Below are 23,968 nucleotides of genomic sequence, written 5' to 3'. Positions count from 1 at the left end.
CCCTTTCAATGCCCCTGTCACTCCGCTAAGCTTGCCCCCATGATCTCCGCCAACGACCTCTCCCCCGCCGAGCTTGCAGCGCTTCTGCATTTCCATGCGGATGCCGGCGTGGAATGGCTGCTGGAGGAAGAGGCTATCGACCGTTTCGCCGAGTTCGAGGCGATGAAGGCCGCCCGCCGCCCGGCGGCGGCACAGGCGCAGCAGCAACGTCCTGCCGCTGGGGAACGCCCTGCCCCAGGTCAGGCACCGCCGCGTCCGAATACCGCGGCGCGCCCGGCGCCTGCCGAACGTGCATCTTCCAGCCCGCAACCGGCGATCCCGGATGGCGAGGCGGTGCAGCAGGCGCGCTTCGTCGCCGAAACCGCGCGATCGCTCAGTGAGCTCAAGACCGCGATCGAATCCTTCAACGGCTGCAACCTCAAGCACAGTGCACGCTCGACCATCTTTGCCAGCGGCAATGCCGAAAGCGGGATCATGGTGATCGGCTCGGCGCCGAGCGCCGAAGACGATCGCGAGGGCATGCCCTTCTCGGGAAAATCCGGCCAGCTGTTCGACAAGATGCTGACGGCGATCGGGCTGACGCGCTCAGCCATTCTGTTGACGCAGGTCATCCCCTGGCGACCACCTGGCAATCGTGCGCCCTCGGCGGCGGAAATGGACATCTGCCGACCCTTCATCGAGCGGCAGATCGCGCTTGCCGAACCCAAGGCGATCCTGCTGCTGGGCAATTTTTCGGCGCGCTTTTTCTTCGGCGAAAGCGATACGATTCACGGCCTGCGCGGCCATTGGAAAGAGATTGGCGTTGCGGACTGTGTCATTCCTGCCATAGCCAGCCTGCATCCGCAGGATCTGTTAACCGCACCTGTAAACAAGCGGCTGGCCTGGAATGACCTACTCGCCTTTCAAGCAAAGCTTAAGTCCCTCTCTTTGCTTAGAAATTAGCCAAAGTTGAATAATTTATGAATCGATCTATGCGAATTTCGCATGGCTGCATCCCGTCGTGATGCATTGCGGAATCTATGTTGCGTCGCAATATCAGCTGTGTCTTGGGAGGAATCACAGGAACCAAGGCCATGAACAAGCGTTTTCGTCCTATCCATAGCGGGTTTGAAACCCTTCGCCTCGCCGGCGACCAGGTTCGTTCCACTCAAGGCTACAGCCGTTTCGGCTTTGCCACGAACGAACAGATGATTGCCCGCGGCACCGGCATCAACAGCCGTACGGCGCGCCCGAACGCCATTTTTTCGGACTTCCAGCAATATTGAGCAGGAATTCAACGTGTCGCGGCCTCCTTTGCGCGTCTTAAAAAGACGCGCAGCGCTGTAGGCGCTTCGCCTGCCTTTCGTATCAAGAGTACCCCAACATGTCGACGATCCTGATATCGCTTCTGCGCAACATCGAAACATTCGAGCATATCCGCGTTGCCGTCTGCGCCGCGCGGGAATATGAGCGCGAGCTTTCGGTCAAGCCGGCCGATGCCGGAACGCGCAATGGCGCAGGTACAGCGGCGATCGTTCTCTAGAGCAATTCCGTTTTTCCGAGTCACGGAAATGCTCTATCTCCTTGTTTTCGCGCATTCCGGACGCAAAATCGCTGGGCACTTTTGCTGGAATTGCTCTAATCAGATGGCCATTTCGTCGATCTGGGCCTTCGCCCATTCGAAGGCTTCGTCGACATAGGCGAACTTGACCGCCTGCCAAGCGCAATATTCCTCGACGAAATCCCGCGATATCCATAGGTGCGTCTTGCGCGGCTCGTCATACCAGCCGACGCAGCCACGTTGCGCCGCTTTTGCCAGCAGCCGCTGCAGATGGGTGCGCGACATCATGAAATCGGCAGCGAGCGCACGGGTTTCGACACGGCCGACAGACAGCCTCCCCGGCTCGCTGCTTTCCAAATCCATCCGGGCGATGAAGTTGTCGACGACGAGGCCGCCGGCTTCCGTCCAGAGGAACAGCGCCACCTGCTCCGGCGGTTCGCGCCAGGCGGCATCTTCGAGGCAATGGCGGGCAATGCGCGGCTGAATGAGCCGCATCAGTGTTGGATTTGCCTGAAAAAACACTGCCCTTTCACCGCCGTCGAGCAGGTCGAGCGCGCCGAGATTGGAGAAAATCCAGGCAAACATCCCCTGATGGCTGACGTCGGCCGGTTCGAAATGACGTGGCCGCCGCCGCTCGTCGCCGGGCGTGTGGGTTATGAAGCGGTAGGTATAGAGTTCCTCGATGAAGGCGAGCACGGTGTTGCGGCTCGCCACCTTGTGCGCGGTGATGCGCCCGGTCAACCGCACGGCGGTGAAACCCGACGTCGGGTCGCGCGGATCATATTCCAGGTGGAGGGCATAGGCAGTCTGGGTCAGAAGCCAGCGCTGATGCGAAGCGAGCAGTCGCGCCAGCCGCGGACCAGCATCGAACATGCCGCGCATCTGCCCAGCTAAAAAGCGAATGCTCATCAGAAAGGAAGAGTTCCCCACCAATTGCTCCGCTGTGAATGCCATTATGCTTTTCTCCACCTCCGCTCGCCGGCCAGCGTTCGGAGCAACGACACCCAGAGCTCCTCCGGCATCAGCGGCCATTCAGACATGCACAGCTTGGAATAAATGATACTCTCTCATGTTCAACAATCATATTCCACAGGCCGGCGGTATCCCAAGAATTCACCATTCTTTTCACCCCGTGAGCGCAAGTTTCAAGCCACCGCAATCGCCGCGTTAAAACCTTCTATATCATACGCTTGCCGCGTCAGGCTTGCGGCGTCGTGGCCTTGCGCGCCTCTCTCTGCTCGATGCCCAACTGATGCTCGCGAAAGATGATGAAGATGCCGGCGGCGATGACGATGACGGTGCCAATCAGCATGGTAACGCTCGGCACGTCGCCGAAGACAAAATAGGCGACGATACCGCCGAGCAGGATCGACGTATATTCGAACGGCGCGATGGTGGAGACGTCGGCATGGCGGTAACTTTCCGTCAGCAGGATCTGCGCGACGCCGCCGCAAAAACCGGCGGCGATCAGATAGAGCGCTGTCGGCCATGGCAGGATGAGCCAGCCGAAGGGAACAGAAGCCAGCGAGAAGACCGAGGCGGTGATCGAGAAATACAGCACGATCGTCGCCGTCTTCTCTTCCTCGACGAGGCGGCGCACCTGGATCATCGCCATGCCGCCGAGAACGGCCGAGAGCAGCACGCAGAGTGCGCCGACGGCCTGTTCTGCTTCCATGCCGCCGTCGCGAAACAGCGTGAGTTTCGGCCAGGAAACGATGGCGACGCCGACGATGCCGACCAGGACGGCGCTCCAGCGATAGATGCGCACGGTCTCGCCGAGAAAAACGGCAGCGAAGATGACGGCGACAAGCGGCAACGCGTAGCCGAGCGCGATCGCCTCCGGCAGCGGCAGATGCAGCAGGCCATAGAAACCGAAAGCCATCGACAAGATGCCGATCGTGCCGCGCTTCAGGTGACCGATTGGGTTGGCCGTGTAGAAGGCGGCGCGCAGCTGTCTGTTATAGGCGAGATAGGCCATGATCGGGAAGAGCGCGAAGAACGACCTGCAGAAGGTGACCTGACCGGGCGGGATATCTGAGCCGGCCAGCTTGATGAAGGTCTGCATGGCCAGGAAGACCACGACCGACGAGACTTTCAGCGCAATGCCTCTCATCGGGTTTCTGAGAACCGAGTGCATGATCCTGGCTCTTAATACTGCTCAAGCGGAACGGGGGGACGCGTTCGACTCGGGAACGCAGCGGGTGACGTCTCCCATCGTAGCGAAAGAAAAAACCGATTGGCGAAAAAACCGCAAGCAACATCAGAGAATCACAGAAACGCCGTCAGCGGCAGGCTCAACCGTGCTGCTTATGCGCCACCGCTCTGAAATTTCTCGTTTTGAGCCATTCACCCCGAAAATGTTCATCTCGCGGGGCCAGCCGTTAACCAATTGAAAACCATAGGCAAGCATCGTTTTTTATCGCTGATCTCGAAATTTTCTTCACCACACAAACAATTGCCCGCTCCTTCCAGGATCCTTTTGATGAAGCCGCTTAGCGCCGAAACCATTGCCCAGTCGCAGAATGCGACACCGCGGTCCATGCGCGTCGTCACGGACGGCATCAGCACCGATCTCGAGCGCTTCAGCGCCGACAACACCAATATCGTCAAGCAGATCAAGCTGCTGGCGATCAATGCGCTGATCGAGGCAGCCAGAGCCGGCGAAACCGGAAAGGGCTTCGCCGTCGTTGCCAACGAGGTGCAGCGGCTGGCGCAGATCGCAACCGACATTACCGGCAGGTTCGAGAGCAACGTGCTTGGCCGCATCGGCCTCAGCCGCGCCATGGCGGATTCGCTGGTCGAGGAGATGGAGGGCGTTCGCCTCACCGATCTGGCGCAGACACTGGTGCAGCTCATCGTCCGCAACCTATTCGAACGCACGGCCGATGTGCGCTGGTGGGCGACGGACCCGGCACTCTGGCAGGCACTGCAGGAACCGGGCCGGGAAACCGTCGCCTTTGCGGCGGAGCGTCTCGGCGCCATCAACCGCTTCTACACCGTCTATCTCGATCTCGTCATGACCGATCTCTCGGGCAAGGTGATCGCATCCGCCAATCCCAAGTTCCAGCGCAAGATCGCAGGCACGAGCCTTGCCGGCGATCCGTGGTTCCGGGCGGCGTCGACCTGCTCCTCCGGCGACGCGTATATCGTCGACGACGTCAAAGCGAGCCCGCTGCACGACAACAGGCATGCGCTCGTTTACGCCACAGGCATCCGCGAAGAGGGCAAGCTCGATGGGCGGCTGATCGGCACGCTCGGCGTCTATTTCGACTGGCAGAACCAGGGCCAGGCGATCGTCGAGAAGGAGGCCAACCTGCCGCCGCAGTTGGCGGAAAGAACGACTGTCATGCTGCTCGACGGCAAGAGCCGGGTCATCGCCACCACCAATCCCGCCTTGCTCTTTTCCCATTTCGCACTCGCCAACCCGTCCGGCCAGGCGAAAGGCAGCTACTACGACAATAACGGCTCTATCGTCGCCTTCGCGCGCACCCTCGGCTACGAGGATTACGACGGGCTCGGCTGGTACGGCGTCGTCGTGCAACAGACGGAAAACGACGCGACGATCAAGGCGGCACTCAATCTGAAGTAGTGTCCATCTCCTTATGGCCGTGTTCATCCGTTGCCAATAAGATATTTTGCCCGCGAACTTGGCGTTCGCGGGCAATTTGCTTTAAGTTTAGTTCAGACTTTAATGTAATCATGCCCGGCAAAATTTATGGCAGAGTGCGCCCGCCTCTGTATTCCGCGGTTGTCCAATAACGGTCTTCAGGAAACACCATGCGAACAGATACCGGCCAGGTCATTCATCTGGCAGATTACCGTCCCACCGACTTCGTGCTGGAACGCGTGGACCTCACTTTCGAACTCGACCCAACGGAGACAAAGGTCGAGGCGCGTCTGATCTTCCATCGTCGCCCGGGCGCCGATCCGACAGCGCCGATCGTTCTCGACGGCGACGAACTGACGTTGTCGGGGCTGCTGTTCGACCAGGTGGAGCTGGACCCTTCGCGTTACGACGCAACACCGGAAGGCCTGACGGTGCGCGACCTGCCGGAGAGCGCGCCCTTCGAACTGACGATCACCACCATCATCAATCCTGAGGCCAATACCAAGCTGATGGGCCTTTACCGCACCGGCGGCATCTACTGCACGCAGTGCGAGGCGGAGGGGTTCCGTCGCATCACCTATTTCCCCGATCGGCCTGACGTGCTTGCGCCGTTCACGGTCAACATCATCGCCGACAAGGACGCCAACCCGCTGCTTTTGTCGAACGGCAACTTCCTCGGCGGCGCCGGCTACGGCCCCGGCAAACATTTCGCCGCCTGGTTCGATCCGCATCCGAAGCCGAGCTATCTCTTCGCGCTCGTCGCCGGCGATCTCGGCGTCGTCGAAGACACGTTCACGACGATGTCCGGCCGCGAGGTGGTGCTGAAGATCTATGTCGAGCACGGCAAAGAGCCGCGCGCAGCCTATGCCATGGACGCGCTGAAACGCTCGATGAAGTGGGACGAACAGAGGTTCGGTCGCGAATACGACCTCGATATCTTCATGATCGTCGCCGTCTCCGACTTCAACATGGGCGCGATGGAGAACAAGGGCCTCAACGTCTTCAACGACAAATACGTCCTTGCCGATCCCGAGATCGCGACCGATGCCGACTATGCCAATATCGAGGCGATCATCGCGCATGAATATTTCCACAACTGGACCGGCAACCGCATCACCTGCCGCGACTGGTTCCAGCTGTGCCTCAAGGAAGGTCTGACGGTCTATCGCGACCACGAATTCTCGTCCGACCAGCGCTCGCGCGCCGTCAAGCGCATCGCCGAAGTGCGCCACCTGAAATCGGAGCAGTTCCCCGAAGATGGCGGCCCGCTCGCTCACCCGGTGCGGCCGACGAAATATCGCGAGATCAATAATTTCTACACGACGACCGTCTACGAAAAGGGCAGCGAAGTTACGCGCATGATCGCGACGCTGCTCGGCAAGGACGGCTTCAAGAAAGGCATGGACCTCTATTTCGACCGCCACGACGGCCAGGCCGTGACGATCGAGGATTTCGTCAAATGCTTCGAAGATGCAAGCGGGCGCGACCTCAGCCAATTCTCGCTCTGGTACCATCAGGCCGGCACACCGCTCGTCACCGCATCGGGCAGCTATGATGCGGCAGCCAGCAGCTTCACCCTGTCGCTCGAACAGATGATCCCGGCAACGCCCGGCCAGCCGAGCAAGGAGCCGATGCATATTCCGCTCAGCCTCGCGCTGTTTGGCGAAAACGGCGGCAAGATCGAACCGACTTCGGTCGACGGCGCGGAATATACCGGCGAGGTGCTGCATCTCACTGGCCGCACACAGACGGCCGTGTTCCATGGCATTGGCACGCGGCCGGTCGTTTCGATCAACCGCAGCTTCTCGGCGCCGATCAACCTGCATTTCGATCAGAGCCCAGCCGATCTCGCCCGCCTCGCGCGCCATGAGACCGATCATTTCGCCCGCTGGCAAGCGCTGACCGATCTGGCGCTGCCGAACCTCCTGAAAGCGGCTCGTGACGCCCGCGAGGGCAAGCCTGTTGTCAGCGAGGCGACCTTCGTCGAGACGCTGATCGCGGCCGCCGCCGACGAGAGCCTCGAGCCTGCCTTCCGTGCCCAGGCACTGGCTCTGCCGAGCGAATCCGATATCGCCCGCGAACTCGGCGGCAACAACGATCCCGATGCCATCCATGCCGGCCGGCAGGCGATCCTGAAGCAGATCGCCGATACTGGAAAGGACGTCTTTACCGGCCTCTACGCGGCGATGACGACATCAGGCGATTTCAGCCCGGATGCGAAGAGCGCCGGCCTGCGCGCGCTGCGCAATACCGCCCTCACCTATCTCTCACATGCCGAACAGACGCCGGCGCGCACCAAGTCCGCCTTCGATGCGGCCAACAACATGACCGATCTCAGCCACGCGCTGACGATCCTCGCCCATCGTTTCCCCGATAGCGCCGAGACGCGCGAGGCGCTCGCCACCTTCCGTGACCGCTTCGCGGAAAATGCGCTCGTCATCGACAAATGGTTAGCGATCCAGGCCGGCATTCCGGGTGCAAAGACCCTGGGCCGGGTGCGCGGCCTGATGGACGATCCGCTCTTCAAGCGGACCAATCCCAACCGGATGCGGGCACTGGTCGGCACCTTCGCCTTTGCCAATCCGACCGGATTCGGCCGCGCCGACGGCGAAGGCTATCGTTTCCTCGCCGAGCAGATTCTCGATATCGACCAGCGCAACCCGCAGCTTGCCGCCCGCATCCTCACCTCGATGCGCTCCTGGCGCTCGCTGGAACCGACGCGTGCCGATCACGCCCGCTCGGCCCTCATCGAGATCGAGCGGGCCGCCGCTCTTTCGACCGACGTGCGCGATATCGTCGAGCGCACGCTTAAAGGGTGATTTGCTTCGACCGGCCGTCCCGAAAAATTCGGCGGCCGGTCGCCCAGCACGTCGAATCACCTGGAAAAACCCGAAATTATAAATAGTTAACGGATTTTTACCTTTGCCTCTGGACAAGGCGAATCACCCATGATTCTCTAGGTCAGGTTCGAGCGAGCGGCGCGCGAATCACACGAGGGACAAGGCGAAGAGATGATGGACGTGCGGCGGGCAACCGTGGCCGAAGGACGGCTGCGTGTCGATTTTGACGGGCTGAAAGCCTGGCGCGACAGCCTTTCCGGTCATGCGACATCGGAACCACTTCTCCGTTATCTGCCGAAGGCCGAGCTGGTCTTGAAGCGAGCCATTCCGGCGCTGATCGTCGCCTTCCTCTTCGTCGTCGCCGCCTCGCATTTCTTCGGCATGATGAGCGAGTACGGGCGCCTGGAGGCCTCGGCGCGCCATGCCACCGCCCTTTCGGCGGCGACCGCCTCTGCCGTGTTTGCCGATGCGGCCGACATTTTCGACAACGGCGATATGACCGAGGCGCAGGCCCGCCTCGCCAAATTCCTGCCGCAGGACCGGCTCGACAGCGGCGCCTTCGTGCTGCTCGTGCAGGCAAGCGGCAAGGTTTTTGCCGCGACCACCGCCGGGCTTTCGCATGTGGGCAGCAATGTCGGTGATTTCTTCCCCGAAGTCTCGGCGATCCGGCGCTTCGGCGATCGCGCCGGCGTCATCGAAACGACGATCGGCGGCGTGCCGCATTATGCCGAGATCACGCTGGTGGGCAATGCCGGCGGTTATGTCGTCGCCGCCACCTCGCTCGACGAGATCGGCCGGCTCTGGCGCGAGGAGCTGGCGCTCAACGTCACGCTGTTTGCCGGCATCTCCTCGATCCTGCTCGTCATCCTCTATGCCTATTACACGCAGGTGAAGCGCGCCCGCGATGCCGACGACATCTTCCTGGAATCGAACCTGCGCGTCGAGACGGCGCTGTCGCGCGGCCGCTGTGGGCTCTGGGATTTCGATTTCGAGAACCGCGAATTCTTCTGGTCGCGCTCGATGTACGACATGCTCGGCCTGCCGGGCTCCGACAAGACGATGGGCTTCGGCGAAGCCGCCCGGCTGATGCATCCCGATGACGGCGGGCTCTACGAGATCGCGCGCGCCATCGGCAAGGGCGCTTCCGGCCAGGTCGATCAGATCTTCCGCATGCGCCATGCCGGCGGCCACTATGTCTGGATGCGGGCCCGCGCCCAGGTGATCCGCAGCAATTCCGGCCGCATGCACCTGATCGGCATCGCCATGGACGTAACCGAACAGCATCGGCTCGCCCAGCGCTACGCAGAAGCCGACCAGCGCCTGGCCGACGCCATCGAATGCACCTCGGAAGCCTTCGTGCTCTGGGATAAGAACGATCGCCTCGTCATGTGCAACACGCATTTCCAGCAGGCCTATGGCCTGCCGGACAGCGTGCTTGTGCCCGGCACCGAGCGCTCGACCGTCAATGCCGCCGCCGCCCGTCCGGTCATCGAGCGGCGGATTTCCGATGCCGACGGCTCCGGCTATTCGCGGACGACGGAAGTACAGCTTGCCGACGAGCGCTGGCTGCAGATCAACGAGCGGCGCACCCGCGACGGTGGCAGGGTCTCGGTCGGAACCGACATCACGCTGATGAAACGCCATCAGGAACGGCTGCGCGAATCCGAACGCCGGCTGATGGCAACGATCGGCGATCTTTCCGCTTCGCGCCAGACGCTGGAGAGCCAGAAAGCCGAGCTCTCGACGGCCAACGCCAACTATCAGGCCGAGAAGGAACGCGCCGAAGCCGCCAACAAGGCGAAATCGGAATTCCTCGCCAACATGTCGCATGAACTGCGCACGCCGCTCAACGCCATCCTCGGCTTCTCGGAAATCCTGCAGAACCAGATGTTCGGGCCGCTCGGCTCGCTGAAATATGACGAATATGCCCGCGATATCCATGACAGCGGCAAACATCTCCTCAACGTCATCAACGACATTCTCGACATGTCGAAGATCGAGGCCGGCCACGTCAGACTGCATTGCGAGCGCATCGATCTTGTGCCTCTGATCGAGGAAAGCCTACGTTTCACGGCCATTCCGGCGGCTGAAAAGAACATCGTCATCGAACAGCGCATCTGCTCCGGCTTGACGCTGACGGCCGACCGCCGGGCGATGAAACAGGTGCTGCTCAACCTGCTCTCCAATGCGGTGAAGTTCACCAACAGCGGCGGCCGCATCGCGGTGCGTACGCGCCGCGTCGACGGCTTCGTCGTCGTCACCATCGCCGATACCGGCATCGGCATTCCACGCTCGGCGCTTGCGAAGATCGGCCAGCCCTTCGAACAGGTGCAGAACCAGTATGCCAAGAGCAAAGGCGGCTCCGGCCTCGGCCTCGCCATTTCCCGCTCGCTGACCTCACTGCATGGCGGTCGCATGAAGATCCGCTCACGCGAGGCCGTGGGTACGGTGATCTCGCTGCGGATTCCGGACGACGTCTAGCAATTGGCTTTTCAAATCGTTCATCGATTTTCCGAGCGATCCTGGGACTGCTTTCGCCCCTGCCTTTCCTTTATCTGCCGAATCTCGGCAAGCTGGCCTTTGAGTACGACCAAGGCGTCTTGTTCCTCTTGTGAAAGGTTCTCCAAGGGAACATGTTTCAGCAGCACCTCAAGCGCATCGCCAATGCGGCCGATCTGCCGACCATAGCTCCCCACCTCGTCCAGAATCGTTTGTTCTGTTTCGGGCGCCGGCGTCGATCCAAGATCAATGTTGACGAAGCCGATCTGTGATCCCTGCTGATAAAATGTCCACGGATTGATGGCCTGCCAGAGTCTTTCAGGCGCCAGTGCTAAATTGAAGGTTTTCATTTTCCATTCCCCGCGATTGAAACGGCAACATAGGAGAAGTCGGTCAGTCAGGCGATTGCGGCGCGGACAATCACTGCATATTTCCGCGGCGACATCCGTCAGGCCTTCACGATGCTCAGGAATATCTTCCTGACCGCTTTTGCCAGCCGCTTCACCTCCCCCTCCAGCGTCTTGATATCAGGGCAATCGCCGGCGCGGTAGACGAGTTCAACGAGGCCTGATGGCGCGTCCTTGGGATCGAATAGGCCGTCAATGCAGAGGCGGATCAACTGCGAAAGACCGGTATAGAGCGCAAAGGCCTCAAGGCAGGTATCGAGATCTGCCGGCGCCATCAGCCGGTCGCCAAGGGCCTTCAAGGCCTCGCCAGTGCTAAGCCCGTTCACGGGCGTGCCGACACCTTTGGACGGAGCGATCAGCGCCAGGTACTGGGCGATAAATTCCAGATCGATGACGCCGCCGGGGATCTGCTTCAGGTCCCATGGACCGCCCGGCGGCTTTTCCTTGTCGATCAGTTCGCGCATCTCGGCAACGTCATGCGCCACCTTGGCAATGTCACGATCGGCCGACAGCACCTCCCGGACGATCAGTTCCGCTTCGGCGATCAGGCTCTCATTGCCGCAGATCAGCCGGGCGCGGCTGAGCGCCATATGCTCCCAGGTCCATGCCTCTTCGCGCTGATACTTGCCGAAGGCATTGATACGGGTGGCGACCGGCCCCTTGTTGCCGGATGGGCGCAGCCGCATGTCGACCTCATAGAGCACACCTTCGGCGGTCGGCGCCGACAAGGCGGCCATCAGCCTCTGGGTGATGCGGGTGAAGTAACGGGTCGCGTCGAGCGGCTTCGGCCCATCGGATTCGGAGGCCGTGTCATCATAGTCATAGAGCAGGATCAGATCGATGTCGGAACCGGCCGTCAGCTCGAAGCTGCCGAGCTTGCCCATGCCGGCGACCGCGATGCGCCCGCCGGGATAGTCGCCGTGCGCGGCCTGCATCTCGCCGATCACGGCATCGAGTGCCGCTGCGATGATGAGGTCGGCGAGATGGGTGAAGGCGCGCGCCGCCATCTGGCCGTTGATCGCGCCGGTGAGCAGGCGGATGCCGATCAGGAAGCGCTGCTCGGCGGCGAAGATCCGCAGCCGGTCGAGCACCTCTTCATAATGGCGGGCCTGGGCAAGCGAGCCCTTCAGCCGTTCGCCGAGATAATCACGGGTCGGCAGCTCTGCCATCAGCCCGGGATCGAGCATGCCATCGAAGACGTGCGGCTTGGCGGCGATCACCTCGGCAAGCCGGGGTGCTGAGGACATGATATTGACGATCAGCGACAGCAGCGCCGGGTTGCTGCCGAGCAGCGAGAAGAGCTGGATGCCGGAGGGAAGGCCGGAGATGAAGCTGTCGAAGCGCAGCAGCGCCTCGTCGGCACGCTTGCTTTCGCCGAAGACCCGCAGGAGCTCCGGCGCCAGCTCCGTCAGCCTTTCACGCGCCTCGACCGATTGCGTGGCGCGGTAGCGGCCATAGTGCCAGGTGCGGATGATGCGGGAAATGTCGGACGGCCTGTTGAAGCCGAGTTTCTTCAAGGTCTCCAACGTGTCCGGATCGTCACCCTGGCCGGTGAAGACGAGGTTTCCGGTATCGGTGGAAAGCCTGCTCTCCTGTTCGAAGAGGTGGGCATAACGCCGCTCGACTGTCTTCAGCACGCCGACCAGCCGTTCGGAGAAGCTCGGCGTGTCGGAGAAGCCCATCATGAAGGCGATGCGCTTCATGTCGGCATCGGTTTCCGGCAGCAGGTGGGTCTGCTCGTCGCGCACCATCTGGATGCGATGCTCGACATCGCGCAGGAACCAGTAGGCCTCCGTCAGTTCGTCACGGGTTTCCGCGTCAATCCATTTCGCCTTGGTGAGTTCACCGAGCGTCTCCTCCGTCGCCCGACCGCGCAATGCCGGCATGCGACCGCCGGCGATCAGTTGCTGGGTCTGGACGAAGAATTCGATCTCCCGAATGCCGCCGCGGCCGAGCTTGACGTTATGGCCCTTGACCGCGATCGCACCATGGCCCTTATGCGCGTGGATCTGCCGCTTGATCGAATGGATATCGGCAATCGCCGCGTAATCGAGATATTTGCGGAAGACGAAAGGGGCGAGCCCGCGCAGGAAATCGCCGCCCGCAGCAAGGTCGCCGGCAACGGCGCGCGCCTTGATGAAGGCCGCCCGCTCCCAGTTCTGCCCCCTGCCCTCGTAATAGATCATCGCCGCATCGACCGGGATCGCCAGCGGCGTCGAACCGGGATCGGGGCGCAATCTGAGATCGGTGCGGAAGACGTAGCCGTCGGCTGTCCGCTCCTGCAGGATGCGCACCAACCGGCGCATCATCCTCGGGAAAACCTCGATCGCGTCATCCGGGTCAGGCACGATGCCCGCCTGTTCGTCAAAGACGACGACGAGGTCGATATCGGAGGAATAGTTGAGTTCCGATGCGCCGAGTTTGCCCATGCCGAGCACGATCAGCCCGGAGCCGTCGCTCGGTGCTGCCAGATCCCGCAGCCGCAGCTTTCCACCCTCATGCGCCGCCAACAGCAGATGGTCGATCGCGGCGGCAACCGAAGCTTCGGCAAGCTCGCTCAGCCAGGCCGTCGTCGCCCGGCCGTCGAAGATGCGTGCGAGATCTGCGAGTGCGACGAGGAAGGCCACCTTGCGCTTGATGATGCGCAGCCTGCTCATCACCACGGATTCCGAACGCGCCGCCCCCTCGCCGTCCCTTTGCCAGCAGCGCCGCGCCTCGGCGACCAGCGCCTCGATCTGCGGCTCTAGCGGTTCAGTGATGGCGCCAGCGAGGATGGCGGGATCGAGATTGACGATTTCGCGTAGATAAGGCGACAGCGTCAGAACGGCCGCGATGAAATCGCGAAGCGGGCTCTCCGTCTTCAGCATCGCAGCCACTAACGGCTCGCTCTTGCCGGCCTCCTGAAGGTCGGCCAGTGCCAGCTTCAACTCCGTCTGGTTCAGCGGACGCAGCAGCCCTTCGGCGACATCCTTCAGACCATGCGTCGATTTCGTCAGCATGCACTCTCCCTGCTTTAGCGCCTAGGGAAACGACCACGCAGAATCGCGGGAACGCCTCCCTGACCGGCATTAAACTAGGGTCTTGGCGGAAAACCGCCAATACGCGATTCAGCCGATCATCGGCATCGAGTCATCAGGCAGCCTTGGCCGGGAAGATCATGCTGACGGTCAATCCGCGCTGTTCGGGCTTGTCAGGATCGGTATCGGAGAGTTCCAACCGGCCGTTGTGCAGCTCCATCACCGCCTCCACCAGCGAAAGCCCGAGCCCTGTCCCGGGCTTCGACCGGCTTTCATCGAGGCGGACGAAGCGCTTCACCACGTCGTCGCGCCTGTCGGCCGGAACGCCCGGCCCATGGTCGGCGACCGAAAGGCAGATGCCATCCGGGCGGCGGGCAAGCTTCAGTGACACCTTGCCCGCTCCTTCCGTGTTAGAGGAATATTTGATGGCATTGTCGAGCAGGTTGAAGATTGCCTGGCCGATCAGCTCGCGATTGCCCTGCACCTCGACATCAGGCTCGATGCTGAAGCTGAGGCCGAGCCCGGCCTCCTCCGCCGCCGGTTCGTAAAGCTCGGCGCTATCGGAGACGATGGTCGAAAGCTCCACCGGCGACATCTCGGCCGCGACCGATCCTGCCTCGACGCGGGAGATCATCAACAACGCGTTGAAGGTGCGGATCAGTTGGTCCGATTCGGAGATGATGCCTTCGAGCGCGGTGCGCCGCGTCTCGCCATCGGCGATATCGAGCGCATCGGCCGCCTTGTTGCGCAGCCGCGTCAGCGGCGTCTTGAGATCGTGGGCGATGTTGTCGGAGACTTGCCGCAGGCCCTCGTTCAGCTTCTCGATGCGCTCCAGCATGGTATTCAAAGACATCGACAACCGGTCGAATTCATCGCCCGATCCGCCCACCGGCAGGCGCTGCGACAGATCGCCGGCCATGATCTTCTTGCTGGCATCCGACATGCGGTCGATGCGTTTCAGCGCGTTGCGGCCGATGGCGAACCAGATGATGATGGCGCCAAGCCCCATGATCGCCAAGGCTACCATCAGCGCCTGGCGCACCAGCAGGCGGAATCGCTCGGGGTCGCCGAGGTCGCGGCCGATCAATATTCTCAGGCCGTTGTCGAGCACGAAGATATTGGCGATCGCCCTATGTCGGCGCTCGACGCCACTGTCGGTATAACGCTGATAGATGAAGGGCGCGGAGGTCCAGCCGATCTCCTCGAAGACACCCGGCTGCACCGAGGCGACGTTGCCGGCGAGAATATCGCCCGAGGGACCGGCGATGATGTAGAGATTGGCGCCCGGCTGGCGGGCACGCCGCTCCATCGTGCGCAGCAGGAGGTTCATGCCGCCGGTGTCAAAGGCGCGCTGCACCTGCTCCACCTCCTGCCTGACGGCGTCGCGGATCTGGCCCGTCAGCAGCCGCTCCGACATCGCCGTCACATAGAAGACGAGCGTCGCGGCGCAGATGGCGAAAAGCAGGATGTAGAGTGCCGAAAGGCGGACTGCGGTGGACTTGAAGAGAACCTTGAAACGGCTCATCCCTCATCCTTGATCATGTACCCCGCGCCGCGAATGGTCTTCAGCAGCGGCTGGCTGTAGTCCTTCTCGATCTTCGAGCGCAAGCGCGAGACATGGACGTCGATGACGTTGGTCTGCGGGTCGAAGTGGTAGTCCCAGACGTTTTCGAGCAGCATGGTGCGGGTCACCACCTGGCCGGCATTCTTCATCAGATATTCGAGCAGGCGGAATTCGCGCGGCTGCAGCGGGATCTCCTTGCCGCTGCGGCGCACCTCGTGGGAGAGCCGATCGAGTTCGAGATCGCCGACGCGATAGACGACGTCCTGATCCGGCGTGCCCTTGCGACGGCCGAGCACCTCGACGCGCGCCAGCAACTCGCTGAAGGCATAAGGCTTCGGCAGATAATCGTCACCGCCGGCACGAAGGCCGGTCACGCGGTCATCAACCTGGCCCAGCGCGGAGAGGATGAGGACCGGCGTATGGATGGCCTTGCGGCGCAACTCACTGATGACGGAGAGCCCGTCGCGGCGCGGCAGCATGCGGTCGATGACGATGACGTCATAGGTATTTTCCGACCCCATGAACAGACCGCTCTCGCCGTCGCTGGCGTGATCGGCGACGATGCCCGCCTCGCGAAAGGCTTTCGTGAGGTAGACCGCGGCTTCGAGATCATCTTCGATGATGAGAATCTTCATGCGGCCGACATTACCCACCGGCTGCGTTTCGGCAAGGCTCAAAGCATCTTCCTGCGGGGCGGCGCTCATGGCGATCATCCTTCAAAGGTCAGAAGAATCGAGCCGCGCGGACTTTCATCCGCACGGCTCCCGTTGTCTTGAGGATCAGCCCTGGCCGTTGATCGGAAGCGCGACGAAACGGCTTCCTTCGTTGGACTGGATCTGGAAGAGCGCGCGGGTGCGACCGTCCTTCTTGGCCTGGTTCAACACCTTGACGACCTCGTCGGGGCTGGAGACCTCCTGGTTGTTGACCGAAGTGATCTTTTCGCCTTCCTTGATGCCCTTGTCGGCGGCGTCGGAGTCCGGGTCAATGGCGGTGATCGCCAGGCCCTTGCCGTCATCGGAAGGACCGACCGTCAGGCCGAGATCGGCAAGCGCCTTCTCGGAAGCTGGTGCCTCAGGCTGCTGCGGCTGGCTGTTGTCGTCGGCGGACGCATCCTTCTGGTCGACCGGCAGCGTGCCGAGTTCGACGGTGAGAGGCTGGGCCTTGCCGGCGCGCCAGACCGAAAGCTCGACCTTGCTGCCCGGCTGCATCGCGCCGATGCGGCGGCTGAGATCACGGGCATCCTTGATCGTCTCACCATTCAGCGCGGTGACGACGTCGCCAGCCTTCATGCCGGCCTTGTCACCCGGTGAACCGGCCTGCGGGGCGACGACGAGGGCGCCGCTCGGCTCGGAAAGGCCGATGGATTCGGCGATGTCCTTGGTCACCGGCTGGATCTGGACACCCAGCCAGCCGCGCGAGACCTGGCCGTCCTTCATCAGATCGGCGACGACATCCTTGGCGGTCGAGGCGGGAATGGCGAAGGCGATGCCGACGCTGCCGCCCGACGGCGAGAAGATCGCAGTGTTGATGCCGACGACCTCACCGCTGAGGTTGAAGGTCGGACCGCCGGAGTTGCCGCGGTTCACGGCGGCATCCACCTGCAGATAATCGTCATAAGGACCGGAGCCGATATCGCGACCGCGAGCCGAGACGATGCCGGCTGTGACCGTGCCGCCGAGGCCGAAGGGATTGCCGACGGCAACGACCCAGTCGCCGACGCGGACATTGTTGTCGTCGGCCCAGTTGACGTAGGTGAACTTCTTGCCCTTGCCGTCAACCTTCAGCACGGCGAGATCGGTGCGCGGATCCTTGCCGATCAGCTTGGCATCGAGTTCGGTGCCGTCATTCATGACCGCGACGAAGGCCTGACCATCGGAAACGACGTGATTGTTGGTGACGATGTAGCCGTCCTCGGAGATGAAGAAGCCGGAGCCTTGGGCCACGGGGCGGAGGCGGCCCTTGCCGCCCGGACCATTCGGACTACCATTCGGTCCGTTCTGGCCGAAGCGCCTGGGATGGCCCTGCTGATCATTCGGATCCTGACCGAACTGCTTGAAGAACCGCTTCAGCGGATGATCGTCGGGAAGGTCGTCGAAGCCGCGGCCGTTGAAATCGAAGGAGAAGCCGTCATTGTTGTTGTCGGAGACGGGATTGACGCGATTTTCGACCCGGACGGAAACGACAGCCGGTGAAACGGCGTCGACGACATTGGCGAAGCTCGGAACGGCCGGCGCCTGAACTTTGACAGCTTCAGCATAAGACCGGGTAATTTCGAGCGGAACGCCGGTTGCGAGCACAGCGGCTGCGATACCGGCGACGGTAGAAGCCTTGAGCACAGTGGCGAGGGACGGACGTCCGTTGAAATTCTTGAGCATTGGAGCACCTTCTCTTGTTCTTAGTTCTCAGAGCCGGCGATGCCGGATCAGTCGATGAGTAAAGATATAGGACGCCGCACCTTACTGCGAACTGTCCGGCCAATGAAAAGTTGGTAATGTTTGCAATGTTTGGCAAACGGCCGAACGTATATGGGCCTTCACCCGCGGCGGCTCCGGCTCAGGTAGACTGCGCTACACGCGCTCCTTTGCGGAAGCGGCCTTCAATTCCCGTGGACTTCGGTCGGCTAATATTTATGTTTTCAGGCCGGCTCACCTTCAGAGGTACGGTTCTCGAACCATTCTGAGACAGTCCTTACCACCGTCGCAAAGTTGAGTTTTAGCGGTTTGTCGGTTCTTGTGCTTTGGTCGACAGCTGCTTCAGCACATCCACGAAGTCATCGAAGCGCTCCTTTCCAACCTCCTTGGACCATTGCTCATGCAACTGCCGAAGACATCCGAAAATGGCTGCGACTACTTCATGTCCCCGTGGCGTCAGATAGACCAGTCGGCGATCGCTGCCGTCGGCTGCACGACGCTCGACATAGCCCAGGTCTTCAAGCTGGCTGAGCAGATAGTTCACAGCTTGTCGCGACATCCGCTTCTGACGCGCGAGCTCGGACGGTCTGATGCCATCCGGCAGCGGAAACGAGAACACGGCAAAATGCGTCTCCTGGAAGTCAACAAACCCTGCCTCGTGAATGGCTTGCAGCATACGGTCGCGCACATGCTGCCAGACAACGCGCAGCAGCGCGCCGAAGAACGGCGGACCGGGCAATGCGTCGGGAATTGAATGCGGGGACAATGGGATTGACATATATGTAAAGTCACTTTACGTTTTGATGTAAAGTTACTTTACATTGTGGGGACCTTTGATGGAAGCGGTGCGAAACGATATTGTGCGGATCGGGCAACTCGAACTGCGTTTTCTCATCTGTGAAGTCGGCGCGACGGTGTTTGAATTCACAGTGCCATCTCGGGCGCGCGTCCCCGCTCCGCACAGTCATCGGGATGCTGACGAATTCCTCTACGGCCTTGAAGGCGCGCTCACTGTCATCGTCGACGGCCAAACGCACGAGATTCGCGCCGGCGACGCCATATTCATTCCGCGAGGGGCGGTGCACCATCACGAGAACCTGCATGATGGCGCAGCCAAGGTCTTGGCGACCATCACGCCGGGTACAATTGGACGGCGTTATTTCGAGGAAATTGCCGAGGTGGTGAACGTGCCCGGCAAACCGGACCTCGCGAAGGCCAATGAGATCATGCTCCGCCACGGACTGGTCCCGGTCTGATCAGCTCACCCAAGCCTCGCAATTTTCCAGTTGATTGCGCATCACCCGCCGCGGCGCACAAGTCGCGCTGGGGAGTTGCCGGCTGGCCGGTTATTTTTTCAGAAGCTCGCTCAGCCGCGCCTGCTCGTCCGCCGTTAGCTTGCTGCCGGTCGGCTTGCCCGCCCTCTTGCGCGCAAAGACCAGCAGTGACAGCCCGCCGGCCAGCACCAGCAGCAGCGGGGCACCCCAGAGCAGCACCGTCTTCATGCCGACACGCGGCTTCAGCAGCACGAACTCGCCATAGCGCGAGACGATATAGTTCAGCACCGCCTCGTCGCTGTCGCCATCGGTGATGCGCTCGCGCACCAGCAGGCGCAGATCCTTGGCCAGATCGGCGTTGGAATCGTCGATCGACTGGTTCTGGCAGACCATGCAGCGCAGTTCCGCTGAAAGCGCGCGGGCCCGCGCCTCGAGCGCCGGATCGGCCAGCACCTCGTCCGGATTGACGGCAAAGGCGGGGGCGGCCATCAGCAGCAAAGCAAAAGCCAGGAGCAGACGCCGCATCATTCCGCCGGCTCCATTGCGGGAGCTGCCGGCTTTGCCGGCTTCGCCTTGCGGCGCGGGGCGCCGACACGCAGGCGCCGGTCGCTGAGCGAGACGAGGCCGCCGAAGGCCATGAACACCGCGCCGCCCCAGATGCAGAGAATGAACGGCTTCCACCAGATGCGTACGACGATGCCGCCGTCCTTGGTGGCATCACCCAAAGAGACATAGAGCTGGCTCAGCCCGAAGGTCAGGATGCCGGCCTCCGTCGTCGGCATCTGCCGGGCGGTATAAAGGCGCTTGGCCGACCAGGTATCGGCAACCGCGACGCCGGCACGTCGGATGGTGAAGTGGCCACGCTCCTCGGTATAGTTCGGTCCGGTCCCCGGCTGCATGCCGTCGAAATGCAGGCTATAACCGCCGGCCTCGGTCACCTCACCCGGCTTCATCTCGATGACATGCTCGCTCTGGAACGTCGTCACCGCGACGATGCCAAGCACGGTGACGCCGAGCCCGGCGTGGGCAAGGGCGGTGCCGAAGGCCGAACGCGGCAGGCCGGAAAGCCGGCGCCAGGCAAGACGGCCGGCGACCTTGCCGATGCCGGCGCGATACCAGAGATCGGCGACGGCGCCGAGGATCAGGAACAGCCCGGCGGCGAGGCCGAGCACTGACAGCACCGGCCCGCCATGTTCGATGTAGAAGAAGATTACTGCGGCAAGGAAGGCAAGACCTGCCACGACATAGAGCCGCTGCAGGGCGCCGAGCAGATCGCCGCGCTTCCAGGCCAGCATCGGCCCGAAGGGTACGATGACGATCAGCGGCGCCATCAGCAGGCCGAAGGTCAGGTTGAAGAAGGGCGGCCCGACGGAAATCTTGTCGCCGGTCAGCGTTTCCAAGAGCAGCGGATAGAGCGTGCCGGTGAGCACGGTGCCGCAGGCGACCGTCAGGATCAGATTGTTGACGACGAGCGCGCCTTCGCGCGAGATCGGTGCGAACAGCCCTCCGGCAGCGAGCCGCGGCGCGCGGAAGGCAAATAGCGACAGCGCCCCGCCGATGAAGATCAGCAGGATGCAGAGAATGAAAACGCCGCGGGATGGGTCGCTGGCAAAGGCATGCACCGAGGTCAACACGCCGGAGCGCACCAGGAAGGTGCCCATCAGCGACAGCGAAAAGGTGAGGATGGCCAGCAGCACCGTCCAGATCTTCAGCGCCTCGCGCTTTTCCATGACGAGGGCAGAATGCAACAGTGCGGTACCGGCGAGCCATGGCATGAAGGAGGCGTTTTCCACCGGGTCCCAGAACCACCAGCCGCCCCAGCCGAGCTCGTAATAGGCCCAGTAAGAGCCCATGGCGATGCCAAGCGTCAGAAAGGTCCAGGCGGCAAGCGTCCAGGGCCGCACCCAGCGGGCCCAGGCGGCGTCGATCCGCCCTTCCAGCAGGGCCGCGACCGCAAAGGAGAAACAGACGGAGAAGCCGACATAGCCGAGATAGAGCAGCGGCGGGTGGATCGCCAGACCGACATCCTGAAGGACCGGGTTGAGATCGCGGCCCTCGGCCGGCGCCGGATCGAGCCGGAGGAAGGGATTGGAGGTCAACAGAATGAACAGCGTGAAGGCGACCGATATCCAGGCCTGCACGGAAAGTACATTGGCTTTCAGCGTCTCCGGCAGATTGCGGCCGAAGACGGCGACCAGAGCGCTGAACAGCGTCAGGATCAACAGCCAGAGCATCATCGACCCTTCGTGATTGCCCCAGACGCCGGAATATTTGTAGAGCAGCGGCACCAGAGAATGCGAATTCTCCCAGACGTTCTCGACCGAGAAATCCGAGACGACATGGGCATAGGTCAGCACGCCGAAGGAGAAGGCCACCAGCGAGAACATCGCCAGCGAGCCGATCGTCGCCACATCCATCATCGCCCGGTCGTGACGACGGGCTCCGATCACCGGGACGATGGAGAGGATGAGCGCCGTTGCCAGCGCCAGCACCAGCGCGTAATGGCCGATCTCGATGATCATGGCGTCGCCTTCACTTCCTGTCCCTGAGCTTGCTTCCCCTGAGCTTCCTGGCCTTGACCTTCCTTCCACAACCCCTGGGATTTGAGCCTGTCGGCGACGTCCTTTGGCATATAGGTCTCGTCATGCTTGGCAAGCACGGTGTCGGCGACGAAGACGTTCGTTCCAGCGGCAAACATGCCTTCGGTGACGACGCCCTGGCCCTCGCGGAAGAGATCGGGAAGGATGCCGGTATATTTGACCTTCACGGCATTGGTGCTGCCGTCGGTGACCGCAAATTCCACCGTCGAACCGGTGCCGCGCACGACACTGCCCTCGCCGACCAGACCGCCGAGCCGGATGCGGGTTTCCGGCGCCACCGGCGTCTTGGCGAGATCGGCCGGCATGTAGAAATAGGCGACCGACTGGCTGAAGGCGAACATCACCAGCAGCACGGCGGTGAGGATGAAGCCCATGCCGCCCGCAATCACCGCCAGGCGCTTCTGCTTGCGCGTCATTGCGTCGCTCCCTCCGTGGCTATGCCGAGTTCCCTGGCAAGCGCCAGCAATTGCCTGCCCTCTTCGCCAGGCGGCGGAAAGGCCGCAAGTCCGCGCTTCAGGGCGCCGGCGGCGCGATCCTTGTCGTTCAATACGGCGTAAGAGCGGACGAGCCGCACCCATCCCTCGAAATTGTTCGGATCCTCGCTGAGCTTGGCGTCGAGGCTCTCGACCATGCCGCGGATCATCTGCTGCCGGTCGCCGGCGCTCATGTTCTCGGCCGCCGCCACATCTTCCTGCGTGGGATTGCCCGGGGCCGACGGATTGGCGCCTGGTGTAGCCGGATTGGCGCCTGCCGGCGCGCCGCCGTTCGTGGCGATATGCTGGTTGACCAGCGGCAGCCACGGCGCATCTGATGGCGATTGTTTCGCCAGCGCCTCGAAGGCCTGGCGCGCCTCATCGGGCCGTCCCGCCTGCTCCATGCTGAGGGCGATGTAGAAGCGGGCACGCGGATTGTCAGGCTGCAGCGTCAGCGATTGTTCCAGCACTTGCCGTGCCTCCTCGGTCACCACGCCGTCGGAGACCACCATCAGCGCCTCGGCAAGGCCATCGAGCCGGACCGGGCTCGGGCCGAGAAGCCGGATGGCATTGCGGTAGGCCACTTGCGCATCGTTGACGCGCATCGTGCGGAAATAGATCGGCGCCAGCACATCCCAGCCCTTGCCGTCATCAGGTTTCTCAGCCAGGTGCCGTTCCGCCTTGGTGATCAGCACCGCCACGTCGTTGCCAGGGTTTTCCAGCCGCGCTTCCAGCGGCTGCGAGGGCAGGTCCGGCCTGCCCGTCGTCAAATAAAGACAGAGCCCGAGAACCGGCAGGACCAGGAGGACGAAGGCCTCGGTGAAACGGTGATGCCGCGCGGGTTTCGGCATCTCGGCCGGCTCTTCGGCAGAGACCGCGATCAGCCGCCGGCCGATTTCCGCCCTGGCGTAATCAGCCTCCTCCGGGGTGATCAGCCCGCCATCGAGATCGCGGTCGAGTTCGCGCAACTGGTCGCGATAGACAGCCGCCTCGCCCGCACGGATATTATCCGCCGCCTTCGCTCCGCGCAGAAGGGGGTAGAGCAGGATGACGGCGAGGGCTGCCGTCAAAGCGGCAACGAGAATCCAGAACAGCATGTCGCCCAAATACGTGAAGAGCGCCTTCATTCCAACTGCCAAAGCCAGAATGACGAAGATTTGAGGCTAGCGCATAACCCCGAGAATCGGAATCGATTTTCGGAAAAGATTATGCGCCATTTAAAGTGATAGAGCGTCCTTAGCGCGTCCTGTCGGGACGCGCGGCGCTCTATTGGCCGCAATTCAGAGCGGCGACCAGCTGCCGTCGTCGTTGCGGCAGGCAGCGCCGCGCGCCACCGTGTCCTTGCCGTCGACGGTCAGCGTGTGGGTATATTGCCGGCAGTTCTGCGAGCCGACCTGATAGGGTGCCGCCGCGACGACCTTGCCGGTGACGTCCTTGCCGGTCCAGAGCACCGGCTGGCCGACGGCGGCCCCTTCCAGCGCCCGATATTCCGCCTCGAGCGCCCGCTGCTTGTCGCTGTCGGTCAAGCTCACGCCGCTGCGGCCGACAATGCCGCCCTGCAGCGCGGTGATGAAGGCGGCCGATGCCGAGGGTTTGCTCGAAAAAATCCCGCGCGAAGCGGCACTCTTCGTCGTCGTGCAGCCGGATAGCGCGACGGCGACGAGAAGAGCGGAAGCGATCATGCCTTGCGAGCGTAAAATCATTGCGTCGAACCACGATCAGGGGTCAATTTCAGC

At 62.2% G+C, this 23,968-nt stretch carries 21 protein-coding genes; 8 read left to right on the top strand and 13 right to left on the bottom strand.

The window, feature by feature from the left end; all coding sequences use genetic code 11:
* The first annotated feature begins 39 nt into the window (after window positions 1-39).
* The 3 genes from AC1D2N_RS16205 (at window position 40) to AC1D2N_RS16195 (ending at window position 1,522) form a co-directional block, all read left to right on the top strand.
* Entirely contained in the window at window positions 40-942 is a 903-nt protein-coding gene (locus AC1D2N_RS16205) for a uracil-DNA glycosylase (RefSeq protein WP_018446191.1), read from the top strand.
* Between the two features lie 131 nt (window positions 943-1,073).
* Complete coding sequence (locus tag AC1D2N_RS16200; RefSeq protein WP_003546802.1) at window positions 1,074-1,265, top strand: hypothetical protein; 192 nt, start codon at window positions 1,074-1,076, stop codon at window positions 1,263-1,265.
* Between the two features lie 98 nt (window positions 1,266-1,363).
* Window positions 1,364-1,522, top strand: coding sequence for a hypothetical protein (locus AC1D2N_RS16195; RefSeq protein WP_017990856.1), 159 nt, complete (start codon window positions 1,364-1,366; stop codon window positions 1,520-1,522).
* Window positions 1,523-1,621: 99 nt separating this feature from the next.
* On the opposite strand, the gene AC1D2N_RS16190 is transcribed toward AC1D2N_RS16195, so the two are convergent.
* Both AC1D2N_RS16190 and AC1D2N_RS16185 read right to left on the bottom strand, forming a co-directional pair.
* The gene (locus AC1D2N_RS16190) at window positions 1,622-2,494 is read right to left on the bottom strand and encodes a hypothetical protein (protein WP_130652085.1); all 873 of its coding nucleotides are present in this window, start codon (window positions 2,492-2,494) and stop codon (window positions 1,622-1,624) included.
* A gap of 244 nt (window positions 2,495-2,738) precedes the next feature.
* Window positions 2,739-3,677: a DMT family transporter gene (locus AC1D2N_RS16185; protein ID WP_047619748.1), complete on the bottom strand. Its 939-nt coding sequence runs from the start codon at window positions 3,675-3,677 to the stop codon at window positions 2,739-2,741.
* On the opposite strand from AC1D2N_RS16185, the gene AC1D2N_RS16180 reads away from it, so the two are divergent.
* The 4 genes from AC1D2N_RS16180 (at window position 3,676) to AC1D2N_RS16165 (ending at window position 10,468) form a co-directional block, all read left to right on the top strand.
* Window positions 3,676-3,933, top strand: coding sequence for a hypothetical protein (locus AC1D2N_RS16180; RefSeq protein WP_028733907.1), 258 nt, complete (start codon window positions 3,676-3,678; stop codon window positions 3,931-3,933). The genes AC1D2N_RS16185 and AC1D2N_RS16180 overlap by 2 nt on opposite strands.
* A gap of 89 nt (window positions 3,934-4,022) precedes the next feature.
* Window positions 4,023-5,129 (top strand): methyl-accepting chemotaxis protein, encoded by a 1,107-nt coding sequence (locus AC1D2N_RS16175; protein ID WP_032998518.1) that lies wholly within the window; start codon window positions 4,023-4,025, stop codon window positions 5,127-5,129.
* Between the two features lie 188 nt (window positions 5,130-5,317).
* Window positions 5,318-7,966 (top strand): aminopeptidase N, encoded by a 2,649-nt coding sequence (gene pepN, locus AC1D2N_RS16170; protein WP_130652084.1) that lies wholly within the window; start codon window positions 5,318-5,320, stop codon window positions 7,964-7,966.
* 192 nt (window positions 7,967-8,158) lie between these two features.
* Entirely contained in the window at window positions 8,159-10,468 is a 2,310-nt protein-coding gene (locus tag AC1D2N_RS16165; protein WP_018241319.1) for a PAS domain-containing sensor histidine kinase, read from the top strand.
* A 20-nt stretch (window positions 10,469-10,488) separates the two neighbouring features.
* Here AC1D2N_RS16165 and AC1D2N_RS16160 read toward each other — a convergent pair whose 3' ends face one another.
* From AC1D2N_RS16160 to AC1D2N_RS16135, 6 genes are all read right to left on the bottom strand, one after another.
* On the bottom strand, window positions 10,489-10,836 hold the full coding sequence (locus AC1D2N_RS16160) for a hypothetical protein (RefSeq protein WP_018241318.1): 348 nt from the start codon (window positions 10,834-10,836) through the stop codon (window positions 10,489-10,491).
* Window positions 10,837-10,934: 98 nt separating this feature from the next.
* Entirely contained in the window at window positions 10,935-13,892 is a 2,958-nt protein-coding gene (locus tag AC1D2N_RS16155; protein WP_477981576.1) for a bifunctional [glutamine synthetase] adenylyltransferase/[glutamine synthetase]-adenylyl-L-tyrosine phosphorylase, read from the bottom strand.
* A gap of 133 nt (window positions 13,893-14,025) precedes the next feature.
* Window positions 14,026-15,435 carry a sensor histidine kinase gene (locus AC1D2N_RS16150; RefSeq protein WP_028733903.1) on the bottom strand — a complete coding sequence of 470 codons (1,410 nt, stop codon included), beginning with the start codon at window positions 15,433-15,435 and terminating at the stop codon, window positions 14,026-14,028.
* Window positions 15,432-16,187, bottom strand: a complete 756-nt coding sequence (locus AC1D2N_RS16145) for a response regulator transcription factor (RefSeq protein ID WP_018241315.1) — start codon at window positions 16,185-16,187, stop codon at window positions 15,432-15,434. The genes AC1D2N_RS16150 and AC1D2N_RS16145 overlap by 4 nt, the downstream gene beginning before the upstream one ends.
* 66 nt (window positions 16,188-16,253) lie before the next feature.
* Entirely contained in the window at window positions 16,254-17,849 is a 1,596-nt protein-coding gene (locus tag AC1D2N_RS16140; RefSeq protein ID WP_130652082.1) for a Do family serine endopeptidase, read from the bottom strand.
* A gap of 337 nt (window positions 17,850-18,186) precedes the next feature.
* Window positions 18,187-18,663 (bottom strand): MarR family winged helix-turn-helix transcriptional regulator, encoded by a 477-nt coding sequence (locus tag AC1D2N_RS16135; RefSeq protein ID WP_197728238.1) that lies wholly within the window; start codon window positions 18,661-18,663, stop codon window positions 18,187-18,189.
* Window positions 18,664-18,721: 58 nt separating this feature from the next.
* On the opposite strand from AC1D2N_RS16135, the gene AC1D2N_RS16130 reads away from it, so the two are divergent.
* The gene (locus AC1D2N_RS16130; RefSeq protein WP_018241312.1) at window positions 18,722-19,141 is read left to right on the top strand and encodes a cupin domain-containing protein; all 420 of its coding nucleotides are present in this window, start codon (window positions 18,722-18,724) and stop codon (window positions 19,139-19,141) included.
* Between the two features lie 90 nt (window positions 19,142-19,231).
* Here the strand turns inward: AC1D2N_RS16130 and AC1D2N_RS16125 are convergent, their stop codons facing one another.
* From AC1D2N_RS16125 to AC1D2N_RS16105, 5 genes are all read right to left on the bottom strand, one after another.
* Window positions 19,232-19,687 carry a cytochrome c-type biogenesis protein gene (locus tag AC1D2N_RS16125; RefSeq protein WP_028733901.1) on the bottom strand — a complete coding sequence of 152 codons (456 nt, stop codon included), beginning with the start codon at window positions 19,685-19,687 and terminating at the stop codon, window positions 19,232-19,234.
* Window positions 19,684-21,681: a heme lyase CcmF/NrfE family subunit gene (locus AC1D2N_RS16120; protein ID WP_130652081.1), complete on the bottom strand. Its 1,998-nt coding sequence runs from the start codon at window positions 21,679-21,681 to the stop codon at window positions 19,684-19,686. The genes AC1D2N_RS16125 and AC1D2N_RS16120 overlap by 4 nt, the downstream gene beginning before the upstream one ends.
* Window positions 21,678-22,175, bottom strand: coding sequence for a cytochrome c maturation protein CcmE (gene ccmE, locus AC1D2N_RS16115; RefSeq protein WP_018241309.1), 498 nt, complete (start codon window positions 22,173-22,175; stop codon window positions 21,678-21,680). The genes AC1D2N_RS16120 and ccmE overlap by 4 nt, the downstream gene beginning before the upstream one ends.
* Window positions 22,172-23,329 (bottom strand): c-type cytochrome biogenesis protein CcmI, encoded by a 1,158-nt coding sequence (ccmI, locus tag AC1D2N_RS16110; RefSeq protein ID WP_425375775.1) that lies wholly within the window; start codon window positions 23,327-23,329, stop codon window positions 22,172-22,174. Before ccmI ends, ccmE begins: the two co-directional genes overlap by 4 nt.
* A gap of 183 nt (window positions 23,330-23,512) precedes the next feature.
* Window positions 23,513-23,935: a lipA protein gene (locus AC1D2N_RS16105; protein ID WP_018446204.1), complete on the bottom strand. Its 423-nt coding sequence runs from the start codon at window positions 23,933-23,935 to the stop codon at window positions 23,513-23,515.
* Window positions 23,936-23,968: the final 33 nt, after the last annotated feature.

It is taken from the genome of Rhizobium sp. P1_B8 (assembly GCF_056406515.1).
This window is presented reverse-complemented; position numbering and strand designations above follow the sequence as displayed.